Origin of the sequence: Enterobacter sp. Sphag1F (genome assembly GCF_014193275.1) — a bacterium.
GTDB classification, from domain to species: Bacteria; Pseudomonadota; Gammaproteobacteria; order Enterobacterales; family Enterobacteriaceae; genus Pantoea; species Pantoea symbiotica.
Map to the genome: position 1 here is coordinate 201,110 of NZ_JACHZD010000004.1, position 12,604 is coordinate 213,713.

The window sequence follows — 12,604 nt, forward strand, 5'->3', positions numbered from 1 at the left end:
GCCTGATGGCTTATGTGGTAATATCCCGCGCATTATTTTGACCGTGTTGGAGTCTCTGAATGAAAGTAACACTGCCCACTTTTGGCAAGGCCACTGTGCTGGTCGTCGGCGATGTAATGTTAGATCGCTATTGGTATGGCCCAACCAGCCGTATTTCCCCGGAAGCGCCGGTGCCGGTGGTGAAAGTGGATACTATTGAAGAGCGTCCAGGCGGCGCGGCAAACGTCGCCATGAACATTGCTGCGCTCGGTGCAGCATCACGGCTGATTGGCTTGACGGGCGCCGATGATGCCGCGCGCGTGCTGAGTGAAACCCTGCAGAAGGTAAACGTCGACTGTGATTTTGTGGCAGTGCAAAGCCATCCAACCATCACTAAGTTGCGCGTGCTGTCGCGCAATCAGCAGTTGATTCGCCTCGATTTCGAAGAGGGTTTTGAGCAGATTGATCCGCAGCCGATTCACGATCGTATGCGTCAATCGCTGACGCAAGCGGGTGCGCTGGTGCTGTCTGACTACGCCAAAGGCGCGCTGAACAGCGTACAGACTATGATTCAACTGGCGCGTGAAGCTAACGTGCCGGTGCTGATTGATCCTAAAGGCACTGATTTTGAACGTTATCGCGGTGCGACACTGTTAACGCCGAATTTGTCTGAATTCGAAGCGGTAGTAGGTAAATGCAAAACCGTGGAAGAGATTGTCAGCCGTGGCATGCAGTTAATCGCTGATTATGAGCTCTCAGCGCTGCTGGTCACCCGTTCAGAGAACGGTATGACGCTGCTGCAACCGGGCAAAGCGCCGCTGCACCTGCCTACGCAGGCGCAGGAAGTGTATGACGTGACCGGTGCGGGCGATACCGTGATTGGCGTGCTGGCCGCGGTGCTGGCGGCGGGTGACAGCCTGGAAGAAGCCTGTTTCCTTGCCAATGCTGCTGCCGGCGTCGTCGTTGGCAAGCTGGGTACTTCTACTGTCAGCACGGTTGAGCTGGAAAATGCCATTCATGCCCGTCCGGAAACGGGATTTGGTGTGATGACCGAAGCGGAGCTTAAAGCCGCTGTTGCGCTGGCGCGTCAGCGCGGTGAGAAAGTGGTGATGACCAACGGTGTGTTTGACATCCTGCACGCTGGCCATGTTTCTTATCTGGCGAATGCGCGCAAGCTGGGCGATCGCCTGATTGTGGCCGTTAACAGTGATGCCTCGACTAAACGTCTGAAAGGCGAAACGCGTCCGGTCAATCCGCAAGAAAATCGCATGATTGTTTTGGGTGCGCTGGAAGCGGTGGATTGGGTTGTACTGTTTGAAGAGGATACGCCACAGCGTCTGATTGCTGGCGTACTGCCGGATCTGCTGGTAAAAGGCGGCGACTACAAGCCGGAAGATATCGCGGGAAGCAAAGAAGTGTGGGCAAACGGCGGTGACGTGCGTGTGCTTAACTTCGAAGATGGCATCTCAACCAGCAACATCATCAAAACGATTCGCAGTCATTAAGTGTCAATGGGCGGGAGTCATGCTCCCGCCGATGAGCTTACTGCGGAGTATCGATTTTTCCAGCAGGATCTGGCGTGATGATCGCCGGCGCTGGTGCCGCTGGACTTTCACTTTCCAACTTTGCCAAACGCTGCTCCAGCGCAGCTAATTTCTCGCGCGTACGCAGCAGAACCTGCGTCTGCACATCAAACTCTTCACGGTTAACCAGGTCCATGCGCGTCAACTGCGCCTGCAATACCTGACGGATTTTCTTTTCGACATCATCGCCAAAATCGCGAATCCCTTTCGGCATAGCTTCATGTACCTGGCGAGCCAGTTGTTCAATTTTTTTCGTGTCGATCATGATTATTTCCTGGTTACGGTGGCCGATAGCTGCGCGTGTTCGGACTCAATAGCTATTAAGTGTAATGCCTGAAACGAAAAGGTTAAACCTGAAATCCGCAACGCAGGAAATGCAAAAGCATTTGCACTTTTGTCGATTGCCCGTCCAGATGATTGGCGTTATAGTTTGTTCGCTTATTCTCAGGGCGGGGCGAAATTCCCCACCGGCGGTAAATCAGCTATAGCTGAAAGCCCGCGAGCGCTTTGACAGCAATGTGAAAGGTCAGCAGATCCGGTGTAATTCCGGAGCCGACGGTTAGAGTCCGGATGGGAGAGGGTAACGACATCAGCCGGGCTTTGCCCGCGTCACGTTTTTGCCATGTGTTTTGTACGCACTCCTAAGCACGCCCTGGTTCTGGTAACTCATATTTTATAAGGTTTTTTTACCATGAATCAGACGCTTCTTTCTGAATTTGGCACGCCTGAACAGCGTGTAGAGCGCGCCATTGATGCGCTGCGCAACGGCCGCGGTGTAATGGTGCTCGACGATGAAAATCGTGAAAACGAAGGTGACATGATCTTCCCGGCAGAAACCATGACCGTTGAGCAGATGGCATTAACTATCCGTCACGGCAGCGGTATTGTGTGCCTCTGCATCACCGAAGAACGCCGTCAGCAGCTTGAGCTGCCAATGATGGTGGAAACCAACACCAGCGCATACGGCACCGGTTTTACGGTGACGATTGAAGCCGCAAGCGGTGTCACCACCGGCGTTTCTGCTGCCGATCGTATCACCACCATTCGCGCTGCAGTCGCTGATGGCGCTAAGCCGTCAGACCTTAACCGTCCGGGCCATGTCTTCCCGCTGCGCGCGCGTGAAGGCGGAGTTCTGTCTCGCGGTGGACATACCGAAGCGACTATCGATCTGGTGACGCTGGCAGGATTTAAACCTGCGGGTGTACTGTGCGAATTGACCAATGATGATGGCAGCATGGCCCACGCGCCCGAAGCGATCGTGTTTGCTAAACAACATGATATGCCGGTTGTCACCATTGAAGATTTGGTGGCGTATCGCCGTCAGCGTGAGACGCGTCACGCCAGCTAACTGAATTGATGTAGAAGAAAGAGGCCGGATAGTTACCTATTCGGCCTCTTTTTTTGTTTTAGCGATTGGCATAAAACACATGATTACCAATCACCACGGTACGTTCAAAAGCATGGCGCCAGGCCGGTTTAACGTGGTGCGCATGGAAGAACGTTGCGCCTTTGGTTACGTCCTGTAATTCCCCTTCAACAATCTTTTTTGCCAACTCTCTGGCGCGCTGCCAGCTTTTATCTTCCTTGGGTGGATAACGATAAGGATTCTTTTTGAGAGACGTCCAGGAGAACTGTTTAGGTGCGTACACCACAGGACAGATCTCTTTGACATCCCAATTGGCCCGGTTCATGGTCACCGTGCCAACCGCTATTTGTCCTTTAATCGGTTCGCCACGCGCTTCATGGTAGATATTCATCGCCAGGCACAATATTGCTCCCTGAATTAACATACATTCCACTGCTCATATTTCCAAAACCGAGTGGAGTGTAAGAAGCCGATTCGTTGTATGTAACAAGACCAGTCTCGCTCGGTCTTATGTGCGGGCTATATCACTGATATGTAAAAGGAGTGCACAAAATATTGAGACTCATCTTATCTCTGATTTTCTTGTAAAATGTCATTCAAATTTCCTGATTGAGATCATCATGCTTATCAGCGTTAATCCCTCTGCAAAAGCGCGTATCGTAGCGGTTAATAAAGCGACACTTCGTCAGAGGATGAAACATGAGCACTACACGCATGCCTGCGCTATTCCTTGGTCACGGCAGCCCGATGAACGTACTGGAAGATAATCGTTATACCCAAACCTGGCAGCATTTGGGCGCAACGCTGCCACGTCCACGCGCGATTCTCGCGGTTTCGGCGCACTGGTACACACGCGGCACGGCAGTGACGGCGATGAATAATCCGCGCACCATCCATGATTTCGGTGGCTTCCCGCAGGCGCTGTTTGATGTGCGTTATCCCGCGCCGGGATCGCCAGAGCTGGCCCAGCAAGTGATTGATCTACTCGCGCCAGTCGCCGTTCATGCCGATCAGGAGTGGGGTTTTGATCATGGTTCGTGGGGCGTGCTGGCAAAAATGTATCCCGAGGCCGACATTCCGGTTGTGCAATTGAGTATAGACGGTACTAAACCTGCCGAATGGCACTATGCATTGGGGCAAAAGCTGGCGTCATTGCGAGATGAAGGTGTGATGATCGTGGCTAGCGGTAACGTGGTGCACAATCTGCGTATGCTGCGCTGGCAGGGTGCGGAAACCGCGTATCCGTGGGCGGAAAGCTTCAATCAGTTTGTACGTGAGAATCTGGGTTTCCAGGGCGAGGCCGCGGATCACCCCTTGGTGAACTTTATGCAGCATCCGGATGCACAGCTTGCAAACCCAACGCCTGAACACTATTTACCGCTGCTCTATATTCTTGGTGCGCGTGCTGCTGCTGAAGCGATCAGCATTCCTGTGGAAGGTATGGAGATGGGCGCGATCAGCATGATGTCGGTGCAGATTGGTTAATGCGCGTGGCCGCCCGAAGATTGCGGGCGGCACAGCGTTTACTCAATAAAGGTATGCGGATAGAAGCGCGACAGATCCTGAGTGATCAATGCACGATCTTCGCGTATGCCAATACCGGCAGGTTGATCGTCAATTAGCCAGCTACCGATCAAGGTGTAGCTATCACCAAATTTCGGTAGCTGATAGAACTGCTGGATAATCATGCCTTCTTCGCCATACGGACCATCCGCACGCGCGATCTCCTGGCCGTTCTCAATGATGCGAATATTGGCACCTTCACGTGAAAACAGCGGTTTCACCACGTATTTATCCATCTGCGGCGCGTTATTATCATCGGCAAAATAGGCGGGCAGCAAATTGGGATGATTGGGGAACATTTCCCACAGCAGCGGTAACAGCGCTTTATTAGAGATGATGCTTTTCCATGCCGGTTCCAGCCAGCGCACGCCCGCGTCTGCCAGCTTGGTGGAGAACACTTCGCGCAGCATGAATTCCCACGGATAGAGCTTGAACAGATTGCTGATGACCTGATCGTTTACATCAGTAAACTGGCCTCTTTCACCCAGTCCAATCTCATCTATATAGAGAAACTCGCTCGGCAATCCGGCTTCGGTGGCGCAGTCCTGCAGATATTGCACAGTGGCGCGATCTTCTTCGGTATCACGACAGCAGGAGAAGTGCAGCCAGTTGAACCCGAACTGCTGATGCAGCGTAGCGAAGCGCTCTATCAGCTTCTCTTGCAGGCTGTTGAACTGGTCACTGCCCTGCGGCAGGTTACCCGCTGTGACCTGGTCTTCCAGCCAAATCCACTGAAAGAAGGCAGCTTCATACAGCGAGGTTGGCGTGTCGGCGTTGTTTTCCAGCAGCTTGGCGTCACCTTTGCCATCCCATGCCAGATCAAGGCGCGAATAGAGCGATGGCTGGCGCAACTTCCAGGAATCGCGCACAAAATCCCAGGTGTGCTTAGGAATGCAGAATCGGGTGAGCAGCTCGTCACTGTTCACCACTTTCTCCACCGCTTGCAAACACATCTGGTGTAGCTCGGCGGTGGTATCTTCCAGCTGTTCAACCTGCGCTAACGTGAATTGGTAGTACGCATCTTCACACCAGTAAGGTTCGCCATACATGGTGTGAAACTGGAAACCATACTCCGCTGCTTTTTCACGCCAGTCTGGACGTTCAGGGATTGCAATACGTTGCATGCTGCGGCTTAGCCTCCCAGCGAGCGGCTGCCGGTGCCAGAGGCACTGCTGCGCTGCATGGTGTTTTGTTTTGCCACGCTGTCACCAAAGCCGCCACGCGTGATGGTGGAAGTGGTGGCAGGTTTCGGCGCCATGGCTGTTTTCGGCACGTTGATGGTACGACCTGATGTCGCATTGCCGTAGTTTTTACCCGACGCGTCGACAAATTTGCCGTTTGCCGGGCTGTTCGGATTTTTTGGTGAGAACAGCGGCTGCTGGGCAAAGCCTGCGCCACCGCTCATCATACGTCCCATCATGTAACCGGCCATCAATGGCATCCAGAAGCTGCCGCTTTGCTGTGCTTCGGCATTATTAGCGGTCGTTCCAACGCCCGCTTGTGCAGGCGTTTGCTGGCACTGATTCTCACCAAACTCAGCCACACAATCTTCGCGCGTGGCGTATTTTGGCGCGGTACGTTCAGCTTCTTTCTGTGCGTTGTTATACGCAGTGGTACATTGCGCGCTCTGGCCTGGATTGGCTTTGGCGCAATCATCTGCGTTTTGATAGAGCGACACCGTCTCATCACTCTGCTCGCAGCCTGCCAGCATAAACACTGCGCTAACGGCAAAGGCGACTGGCGTTAAGTGGCGTGCCTGCCAGCTTTTACGAAAAGCGGCATGGCGAATATTTTTCGTCCGTTTCATTATTTTCATCCTGTGCCCAAAGGTGCGGTAAAGGATAGGGGATGAGCGGTGGAAAATGAAGCGCGAAGCCAGATGGGGAAAGCATCTTTACGTAGCTATACGATTGAATGCGAAAGGGGCCGCATGCGGCCCCTTGGGGAATTAATTACCGAATGGATTTCCGCTGCTGCGTGCGGCAGCTGGACGGGCTTGTGCGGCGGCTGAAGGCGATGACGCTTTCGGACCGTTATCCACACGCGCGGCCTGCTGGTTATTTTCCGGCGCCACCACTTCTGGTGTCGTGGTGATCTCTTTGCCCAGCGTGCTGTTCAGCTGCTGCAGATCCTGCTCGTTCAGCGTACCCAGCGCATATTTGATATTCAGCTGGTTAATCAGATAGCTATAACGCGCATCAGAAAGCTGCTGTTTAGCATTGAACAGCGTGGTGGTTGCATCCAGCACATCAACGATGGTACGCGTACCAACTTGATAACCCGCTTCCATCGCATCCAATGAGCTTTGTGCTGAGACAACCGCCTGCTTGTAAGCATCGATGCTGCTGATAGAGGCATTCACGTTATTGAATGAAGAACGCACCGTCTGAACCGCGCTACGATGTGCGCCTTCCAGCTGCTCGCTGGCCGCGACATAGTTGTACTGCGCCTGTTTTACCTGGGAGGTAACCGAACCGCCGCTATACAGTGGCATGGTGAAGCTCAGACCAACCTGGTTAGAACCGGTGATAGAGTCGGTGCTGCCGGCGCTCTGATTGGCGCGGCTGCCGCCATATTTGCTGTTCGACATACCGGTTGACGCAGTCAAGTCCAGCGTTGGCATGTGGCCGGTTTCAGCTGAACGAATCTGCTCACGTGCCAGATCCTGGCTCAGACGCGCAGACAGCAAGGTCAGGTTGCGGCTCTCTGCTTCTTTTAGCAGGCTGGCAACAGCATCTGGACGCGCGGTTTTGAAACGATCGATATTCAGAGAAGCCAGCGACAGATAATCCATGCCGGTAATCTGACGCAGCGATTCCACCGCATTATCGAGGTTGTTACGTGCGGTCACTTCGTTGGCCAGCACGGTGTCATACTGTGCGCGGGCGTTCTGCACGTCAGTGATCGCGACCAGACCTACGTTGAAGCGCTGAGTGGTTTGATCCAATTCGCGGTAGATCGATTGTTTCTGTGCTTCGGTGTAAGAAAGCGTATCGATCGCCTTCAACACGTTGAAATAGGCAGTTGCACTATTCAGAATCAGATCTTGCTGAGCAACCTGATAAGTGACGTCCTGAATACCGGCTTGTTTTTCCTGCAGCGACAGCGCGCGCCATTTCGACATGTCGAAAATAGTTTGAGTTAATTGCAGAGAGGCGCTGGTCGTGTTGGAATGAAGTCCGCTGCTGTCACGGTAGCCATTGTTATAAGTGTAATCTGCGCCCAAGCCTAACTGCGGCAATAAAGGACTACGCGCTTCATTGATTTTCTCAAATGCTGCGTCGCGGTTAGCGGCAGAGGAGCGCAGATCGGGGTTGCTAAGGCGCGCCTGCTGATAGACCTGCAACAGGTTTTCTGCCTGGCTGGCAAGGCTGAATCCGCCCAGGCTCAGTCCAATAAAAAGTGGGAGCAGTTTTTTCATTTGCATTCCTTTTGTTGCAGCAAAATGCACTGGTAGTGCTGCAGGTAAGCCAAAAAAATAATCGCCGATTCTACAGAGGCGGCGTCAGAGATAAGTTGGCTGAACGTGCCTTCTTCCCCTAATTTACGTAAATAATTCAAAAAGAACCACTCGGACGGAGCGGTAGACTTGGCTTTTCTTTGCTCCATCCCAATCTGCATAAGGAATCAGACGATGGCGAGTGCAAAAAAATCCCCTGTGACTTTCACAAAAAACGATGTAGAAATTATTGCACGCGAAACGCGTTACGATGGTTTTTTTTCCATCGTCAGCTACCGTTTCCGTCACCGTCGTTTTAATGGCGAAATGAGTGGTGAAGTGGTGCGCGAAGTTTTTGAGCGCGGACACGCCGCCGTGCTGCTACCCTATGATCCCTTACGCGATGAAGTGGTGCTGATCGAACAGATCCGCATTCCCGCTTTTGATTCCAGCCCAACGCCCTGGCTGCTGGAAATGGTGGCTGGCATCATCGAACCTGGCGAAACACCAGAAGATGTTGCACGACGTGAGGCGGTAGAAGAGGCTGGCCTCAAGGTTGGTCGCGTCAAACCGATAGTGAATTACTTAGCCAGCCCTGGCGGAACGTCTGAACGTTTGTCGGTGCTGGTGGGCGAAGTGGATGCCAGCCTGGCAGAGGGAAATCACGGGCTGGAGGAAGAGAATGAGGATATTCTTGTCCATGTGGTGAGCCGTGAACAGGCTTATCGCTGGGTGGAAGAGGGGATTATTGATAACGCGGCATCTGTCATCGCCTTGCAATGGCTGGCGTTGCACCATGAAAAACTACGAGAAGAGTGGAAGCTAAAATGAAACAGCGCTATACCCCTGACTTTCCCGAAATGATGCGCCTGTGCGAAACCAATTTTGCCCAGCTGCGTCGCCTGCTGCCACGCAATGATGAGGCAGGCGCATCGGTGATTTATCAGGTGAATGGCGCCAGCTATCAGCTCACCATCGAAGAATCGACCCGTTACACCACGCTGGTGGAAGTGCGTCAGGTGGCGCCTGCGGTGAGTTACTGGAGCCTGCCTTCTATGTCTGTGCGGCTCTACCATGATGCGATGGTCGCTGAAGTGTGTTCCACTAAACAGATCTACCGATTTAAAGCGCGCTATGATTATCCTAATAAAAAATTGCATCAGCGCGATGAAAAACATCAGATTAACCAGTTCCTTGCGGATTGGTTGCGTTACTGCTTAGCGCATGGCGCTGTGGCAGTACCGGTTTGCTGATAGCGTAAAAAACGCAACGATGGCGTGGAGATTAAGGAAACGCTTTGGATAGCCTGCTAACTCTTCCTGCGCGAGATGGGTCTGATATCAGGATTTTACAAATCACGGATACCCATCTTTTTGCTGGAAAACATCAATCGCTGCTTGGGGTGAATACCTGGTCGAGTTTTGATGCGGTGCTGGATGCCATTGAGGCACAACAGCAGCATTATGATCTGATTATCGCCACCGGCGATCTCGCTCAGGATCACACCGTCGAAGCTTACCAACATTTTGTAGCGGGCATTAACCGTCTGCCGAAGCCTTGCGTCTGGCTGCCGGGAAATCACGATTTTCAGCCGGCGATGGTGGATACACTGGCCGATGCGGGTATTAAGTCAGACAAGCATGTTCTGTTAGGCGATCACTGGCAGCTGGTGCTGCTCGATAGCCAGGTATTTGGCGTACCGCACGGCATGTTGAGCGAATACCAGCTTGAGTGGCTGCACACCGCGCTCAGCAAGTATCCAGAACGTCACACCTTAGTGCTGCTGCATCATCATCCGCTGGCATCCGGTTGTACCTGGTTAGATCAGCACAGCTTGCGCAACCCGCATCAGCTGGAAGCGGTACTGCAACACTTCCCGCGTGCGCGCAATCTGGTGTGCGGCCATATTCATCAGGAACTCGATCTCGACTGGCATGGTCGCCGCGTAATGGCTTCACCATCGACCTGTGTCCAGTTCAAACCGCATTGCACTAACTTCACTATTGATACACTGTCGCCAGGCTGGCGCTGGTTCACTTTGCAGCCAGACGGCGTGCTGCAAACCGAAGTGAACCGCCTGCAAAGCGACATGTTCCGCCCCGATCTTGATTCCGAGGGCTACTAAGCAATGGCGGCGCTGATCTATCTGCACGGCTTCAACAGTTCCCCGCAATCGGCGAAAGCCACCCAGCTGCAGCAATGGCTCAACGAGCAGCATCCACACATCAATGTGATGGTGCCGCAACTGCCGACGTTTCCGGCCGAAGCCGCCAGCATGCTGGAAGAGCTAGTGATGCAGTATTCCGGTGAACCGCTGGGATTGGTGGGATCGTCGCTGGGCGGCTATTTTGCTACCTGGCTGTCGCAGTGTTTTATGTTGCCAGCGGTGGTGGTCAATCCCGCCGTGCGGCCGTTTGAGCTGCTGGTGGATTACCTCGGCGAAAACCGTAATCCCTACACCGGCCAGCAATATGTGTTAGAGTCTCGCCACATTTACGATCTGAAAGTAATGCAGATTGACCCTCTTGAAGCGCCCGATTTACTCTGGCTGCTGCAACAAACCGGCGATGAAATACTCGATTATCGCCAGGCGCTGGAGTATTACAGCGCATGCCGCCAGACGGTTGAAGAGGGCGGCAATCATGCCTATATCGGATTCGAACGCCATTTCGCACAGATAGTTGATTTTCTGGGATTAAACGCCCAGTAACTTTGCGAGGTGGGGCCATTTTCCTATTGCTAATCAGACATTTACGATGAGCCAATCAAGCTATAATGCCGATGCCATTGAGGTCCTGACCGGCCTTGAACCGGTGCGTCGTCGTCCAGGGATGTACACCGATACCACGCGTCCAAACCATCTGGGCCAGGAAGTGATCGATAACAGCGTCGATGAGGCGCTGGCCGGTCACGCCAAACGTGTGGAAGTGATTCTTCATGCCGATCAGTCATTGGAAGTTATTGATGACGGTCGTGGCATGCCGGTGGATATCCATCCGGAAGAAGGCGTACCTGCGGTTGAGCTGATTCTTTGTCGCCTGCACGCGGGCGGCAAATTCTCCAATAAAAACTATCAGTTCTCAGGCGGCTTGCACGGCGTCGGGATCTCGGTGGTTAACGCCTTATCAAAGCGCGTCGAAGTTACCGTGCGTCGTAACGGCGAAATCTACCAGATTGCCTTCGAAAATGGCGACAAGGTGCAGGATCTTACGGTTACCGGCACCGTCGGTAAACGCAACACCGGCACCAGCGTGCATTTCTGGCCAGATGAAAGCTTCTTTGATAGTCCGCGTTTCTCGGTTTCCCGTTTATCGCATCTGTTAAAAGCCAAAGCCGTGCTCTGTCCGGGCGTTGAAATTGTCTTTAAAGACAAGGTCAACGATACCGAACAAACCTGGATGTATCAGGATGGCCTGACCGATTACCTGTGTGAAGCGATTGACGGTTTGCCGACGCTGCCGGAAAAACCTTTTGTTGGCAGTTTTGCCGGCGATGTGGAAGCGGTGGATTGGGCGCTGCTGTGGCTGCCGGAAGGCGGAGAGCTGCTAACGGAAAGCTACGTCAACCTGATCCCAACCATGCAAGGCGGCACACACGTCAACGGCTTACGTCAGGGATTGCTGGATGCCATGCGTGAGTTCTGCGAATACCGCAATATTTTGCCGCGCGGCGTGAAGCTCTCGGCGGAAGATATCTGGGATCGCTGTGCGTACGTACTGTCGGTGAAAATGCAGGATCCCCAGTTTGCTGGTCAGACTAAAGAGCGCCTGTCGTCACGTCAGTGTGCGGCGTTTGTTTCGGCGGTGGTGAAAGATGCCTTCAGCCTGTGGCTGAACCAGAACGTGCAGGCGGCTGAAATGCTGGCCGAGCTGGCGATCTCCAGCGCACAGCGCCGTATGCGCGCCGCGAAGAAAGTGGTGCGTAAAAAACTCACCAGCGGACCGGCGCTGCCGGGCAAACTGGCTGACTGCACAGCGCAGGATTTGAATAGAACTGAACTGTTCCTTGTCGAAGGGGATTCTGCGGGCGGATCCGCCAAGCAGGCGCGCGATCGAGATTATCAGGCGATCATGCCGCTGAAAGGTAAGATCCTCAACACATGGGAAGTCTCTTCAGACGAAGTGCTGGCCTCGCAGGAAGTGCATGATATTTCGGTGGCGATCGGTATCGATCCTGACAGCGAAGATCTGAGCCAACTGCGTTACGGCAAGATCTGTATCCTTGCGGATGCGGACTCCGATGGTTTGCACATCGCGACGTTGCTGTGCGCGCTGTTTGTGAAGCATTTCCGTTCGCTGGTGCAGCACGGCCATGTGTATGTGGCGATGCCGCCGCTGTATCGCATCGATCTCGGCAAAGAAGTCTACTACGCCTTAGACGAAGACGAGAAAGAGGGCGTGCTGGATCAGCTGAAGCGCAAGAAAGGTAAGCCGAATGTGCAGCGCTTTAAGGGCTTGGGCGAAATGAACCCGCTGCAGCTGCGCGAAACCACGCTCGATCCGAACACGCGTCGTCTGGTGCAATTGACGATCAGCGATGAGGATGTCGATCAAACGCTACGTGTAATGGATATGCTGCTGGCGAAGAAACGCTCGGAAGACCGCCGAAACTGGCTGCAAGAGAAAGGCGATTTAGCCGACCTCGAAGTGTAAAAATTGGGACGCCACGGCGTCC

14 protein-coding genes and 1 riboswitch are annotated in these 12,604 nt (G+C 53.5%); of the genes, 8 read left to right on the forward strand and 6 right to left on the reverse strand.

Features of this window, described 5'->3' with window-relative positions:
- The first annotated feature begins 59 nt into the window (after positions 1-59).
- Positions 60-1,484: a bifunctional D-glycero-beta-D-manno-heptose-7-phosphate kinase/D-glycero-beta-D-manno-heptose 1-phosphate adenylyltransferase HldE gene (hldE, locus tag FHW71_RS14500; RefSeq protein ID WP_061720464.1), complete on the forward strand. Its 1,425-nt coding sequence runs from the start codon at positions 60-62 to the stop codon at positions 1,482-1,484.
- A gap of 37 nt (positions 1,485-1,521) precedes the next feature.
- Here hldE and FHW71_RS14505 read toward each other — a convergent pair whose 3' ends face one another.
- Positions 1,522-1,827 (reverse strand): accessory factor UbiK family protein, encoded by a 306-nt coding sequence (locus FHW71_RS14505; protein WP_008103418.1) that lies wholly within the window; start codon positions 1,825-1,827, stop codon positions 1,522-1,524.
- Positions 1,828-1,998: 171 nt separating this feature from the next.
- Positions 1,999-2,148, forward strand: a riboswitch (FMN riboswitch).
- A gap of 105 nt (positions 2,149-2,253) precedes the next feature.
- Between FHW71_RS14505 and ribB the strand changes: the two genes are divergently transcribed.
- Entirely contained in the window at positions 2,254-2,910 is a 657-nt protein-coding gene (gene ribB, locus FHW71_RS14510) for a 3,4-dihydroxy-2-butanone-4-phosphate synthase (protein ID WP_008103416.1), read from the forward strand.
- 58 nt (positions 2,911-2,968) lie between these two features.
- On the opposite strand, the gene FHW71_RS14515 is transcribed toward ribB, so the two are convergent.
- A complete protein-coding gene (locus FHW71_RS14515) occupies positions 2,969-3,352 on the reverse strand; it encodes a cell wall hydrolase (protein WP_008103414.1) in 384 nt (127 codons plus the stop codon).
- Between the two features lie 275 nt (positions 3,353-3,627).
- Here FHW71_RS14515 and ygiD point away from each other — a divergent pair, with 275 nt between their 5' ends.
- A complete protein-coding gene (gene ygiD, locus FHW71_RS14520; RefSeq protein ID WP_179452121.1) occupies positions 3,628-4,413 on the forward strand; it encodes a 4,5-DOPA dioxygenase extradiol in 786 nt (261 codons plus the stop codon).
- 38 nt (positions 4,414-4,451) lie between these two features.
- Here ygiD and FHW71_RS14525 read toward each other — a convergent pair whose 3' ends face one another.
- The 4 genes from FHW71_RS14525 to FHW71_RS14540 all read right to left on the reverse strand — a co-directional run bounded on the left by FHW71_RS14525 (position 4,452) and on the right by FHW71_RS14540 (position 8,100).
- Entirely contained in the window at positions 4,452-5,615 is a 1,164-nt protein-coding gene (locus FHW71_RS14525; RefSeq protein WP_179452122.1) for a glutathionylspermidine synthase family protein, read from the reverse strand.
- An 8-nt stretch (positions 5,616-5,623) separates the two neighbouring features.
- Positions 5,624-6,298 (reverse strand): DUF1190 family protein, encoded by a 675-nt coding sequence (locus FHW71_RS14530; RefSeq protein ID WP_008103408.1) that lies wholly within the window; start codon positions 6,296-6,298, stop codon positions 5,624-5,626.
- A 141-nt stretch (positions 6,299-6,439) separates the two neighbouring features.
- Positions 6,440-7,912: an outer membrane channel protein TolC gene (gene tolC, locus FHW71_RS14535; protein ID WP_061720468.1), complete on the reverse strand. Its 1,473-nt coding sequence runs from the start codon at positions 7,910-7,912 to the stop codon at positions 6,440-6,442.
- Positions 7,909-8,100: a hypothetical protein gene (locus FHW71_RS14540; RefSeq protein ID WP_225614418.1), complete on the reverse strand. Its 192-nt coding sequence runs from the start codon at positions 8,098-8,100 to the stop codon at positions 7,909-7,911. Before FHW71_RS14540 ends, tolC begins: the two co-directional genes overlap by 4 nt.
- Positions 8,101-8,125: 25 nt before the next feature.
- On the opposite strand from FHW71_RS14540, the gene nudF reads away from it, so the two are divergent.
- Genes nudF through parE form a run of 5 tightly spaced genes read left to right on the forward strand, consistent with a single transcriptional unit; the run spans position 8,126 to position 12,582 of the window.
- The gene (gene nudF, locus FHW71_RS14545) at positions 8,126-8,761 is read left to right on the forward strand and encodes an ADP-ribose diphosphatase (protein WP_008103402.1); all 636 of its coding nucleotides are present in this window, start codon (positions 8,126-8,128) and stop codon (positions 8,759-8,761) included.
- Positions 8,758-9,183: a DUF1249 family protein gene (locus tag FHW71_RS14550; RefSeq protein WP_008103400.1), complete on the forward strand. Its 426-nt coding sequence runs from the start codon at positions 8,758-8,760 to the stop codon at positions 9,181-9,183. The genes nudF and FHW71_RS14550 overlap by 4 nt, the downstream gene beginning before the upstream one ends.
- Positions 9,184-9,227: 44 nt before the next feature.
- Positions 9,228-10,055, forward strand: coding sequence for a 3',5'-cyclic-AMP phosphodiesterase (cpdA, locus tag FHW71_RS14555; RefSeq protein WP_008103398.1), 828 nt, complete (start codon positions 9,228-9,230; stop codon positions 10,053-10,055).
- 3 nt (positions 10,056-10,058) lie between these two features.
- Positions 10,059-10,640 carry an esterase YqiA gene (gene yqiA, locus FHW71_RS14560; RefSeq protein ID WP_154155078.1) on the forward strand — a complete coding sequence of 194 codons (582 nt, stop codon included), beginning with the start codon at positions 10,059-10,061 and terminating at the stop codon, positions 10,638-10,640.
- A gap of 46 nt (positions 10,641-10,686) precedes the next feature.
- Positions 10,687-12,582, forward strand: coding sequence for a DNA topoisomerase IV subunit B (parE, locus tag FHW71_RS14565; protein WP_061720471.1), 1,896 nt, complete (start codon positions 10,687-10,689; stop codon positions 12,580-12,582).
- Positions 12,583-12,604: the final 22 nt, after the last annotated feature.

Bases quoted from the DNA above. Each gene is read 5' to 3' on its own strand.
- hldE (WP_061720464.1), top strand. From the start codon at position 60: ATGAAAGTAACACTGCCCACTTTTGGCAAGGCCACTGTGCTGGTCGTC.
- FHW71_RS14505 (WP_008103418.1), bottom strand. From the start codon at position 1,827: ATGATCGACACGAAAAAAATTGAACAACTGGCTCGCCAGGTACATGAA.
- ribB (WP_008103416.1), top strand. From the start codon at position 2,254: ATGAATCAGACGCTTCTTTCTGAATTTGGCACGCCTGAACAGCGTGTA.
- FHW71_RS14515 (WP_008103414.1), bottom strand. From the start codon at position 3,352: ATGTTAATTCAGGGAGCAATATTGTGCCTGGCGATGAATATCTACCAT.
- ygiD (WP_179452121.1), top strand. From the start codon at position 3,628: ATGAGCACTACACGCATGCCTGCGCTATTCCTTGGTCACGGCAGCCCG.
- FHW71_RS14525 (WP_179452122.1), bottom strand. From the start codon at position 5,615: ATGCAACGTATTGCAATCCCTGAACGTCCAGACTGGCGTGAAAAAGCA.
- FHW71_RS14530 (WP_008103408.1), bottom strand. From the start codon at position 6,298: ATGAAACGGACGAAAAATATTCGCCATGCCGCTTTTCGTAAAAGCTGG.
- tolC (WP_061720468.1), bottom strand. From the start codon at position 7,912: ATGAAAAAACTGCTCCCACTTTTTATTGGACTGAGCCTGGGCGGATTC.
- FHW71_RS14540 (WP_225614418.1), bottom strand. From the start codon at position 8,100: ATGGAGCAAAGAAAAGCCAAGTCTACCGCTCCGTCCGAGTGGTTCTTT.
- nudF (WP_008103402.1), top strand. From the start codon at position 8,126: ATGGCGAGTGCAAAAAAATCCCCTGTGACTTTCACAAAAAACGATGTA.
- FHW71_RS14550 (WP_008103400.1), top strand. From the start codon at position 8,758: ATGAAACAGCGCTATACCCCTGACTTTCCCGAAATGATGCGCCTGTGC.
- yqiA (WP_154155078.1), top strand. From the start codon at position 10,059: ATGGCGGCGCTGATCTATCTGCACGGCTTCAACAGTTCCCCGCAATCG.
- parE (WP_061720471.1), top strand. From the start codon at position 10,687: ATGAGCCAATCAAGCTATAATGCCGATGCCATTGAGGTCCTGACCGGC.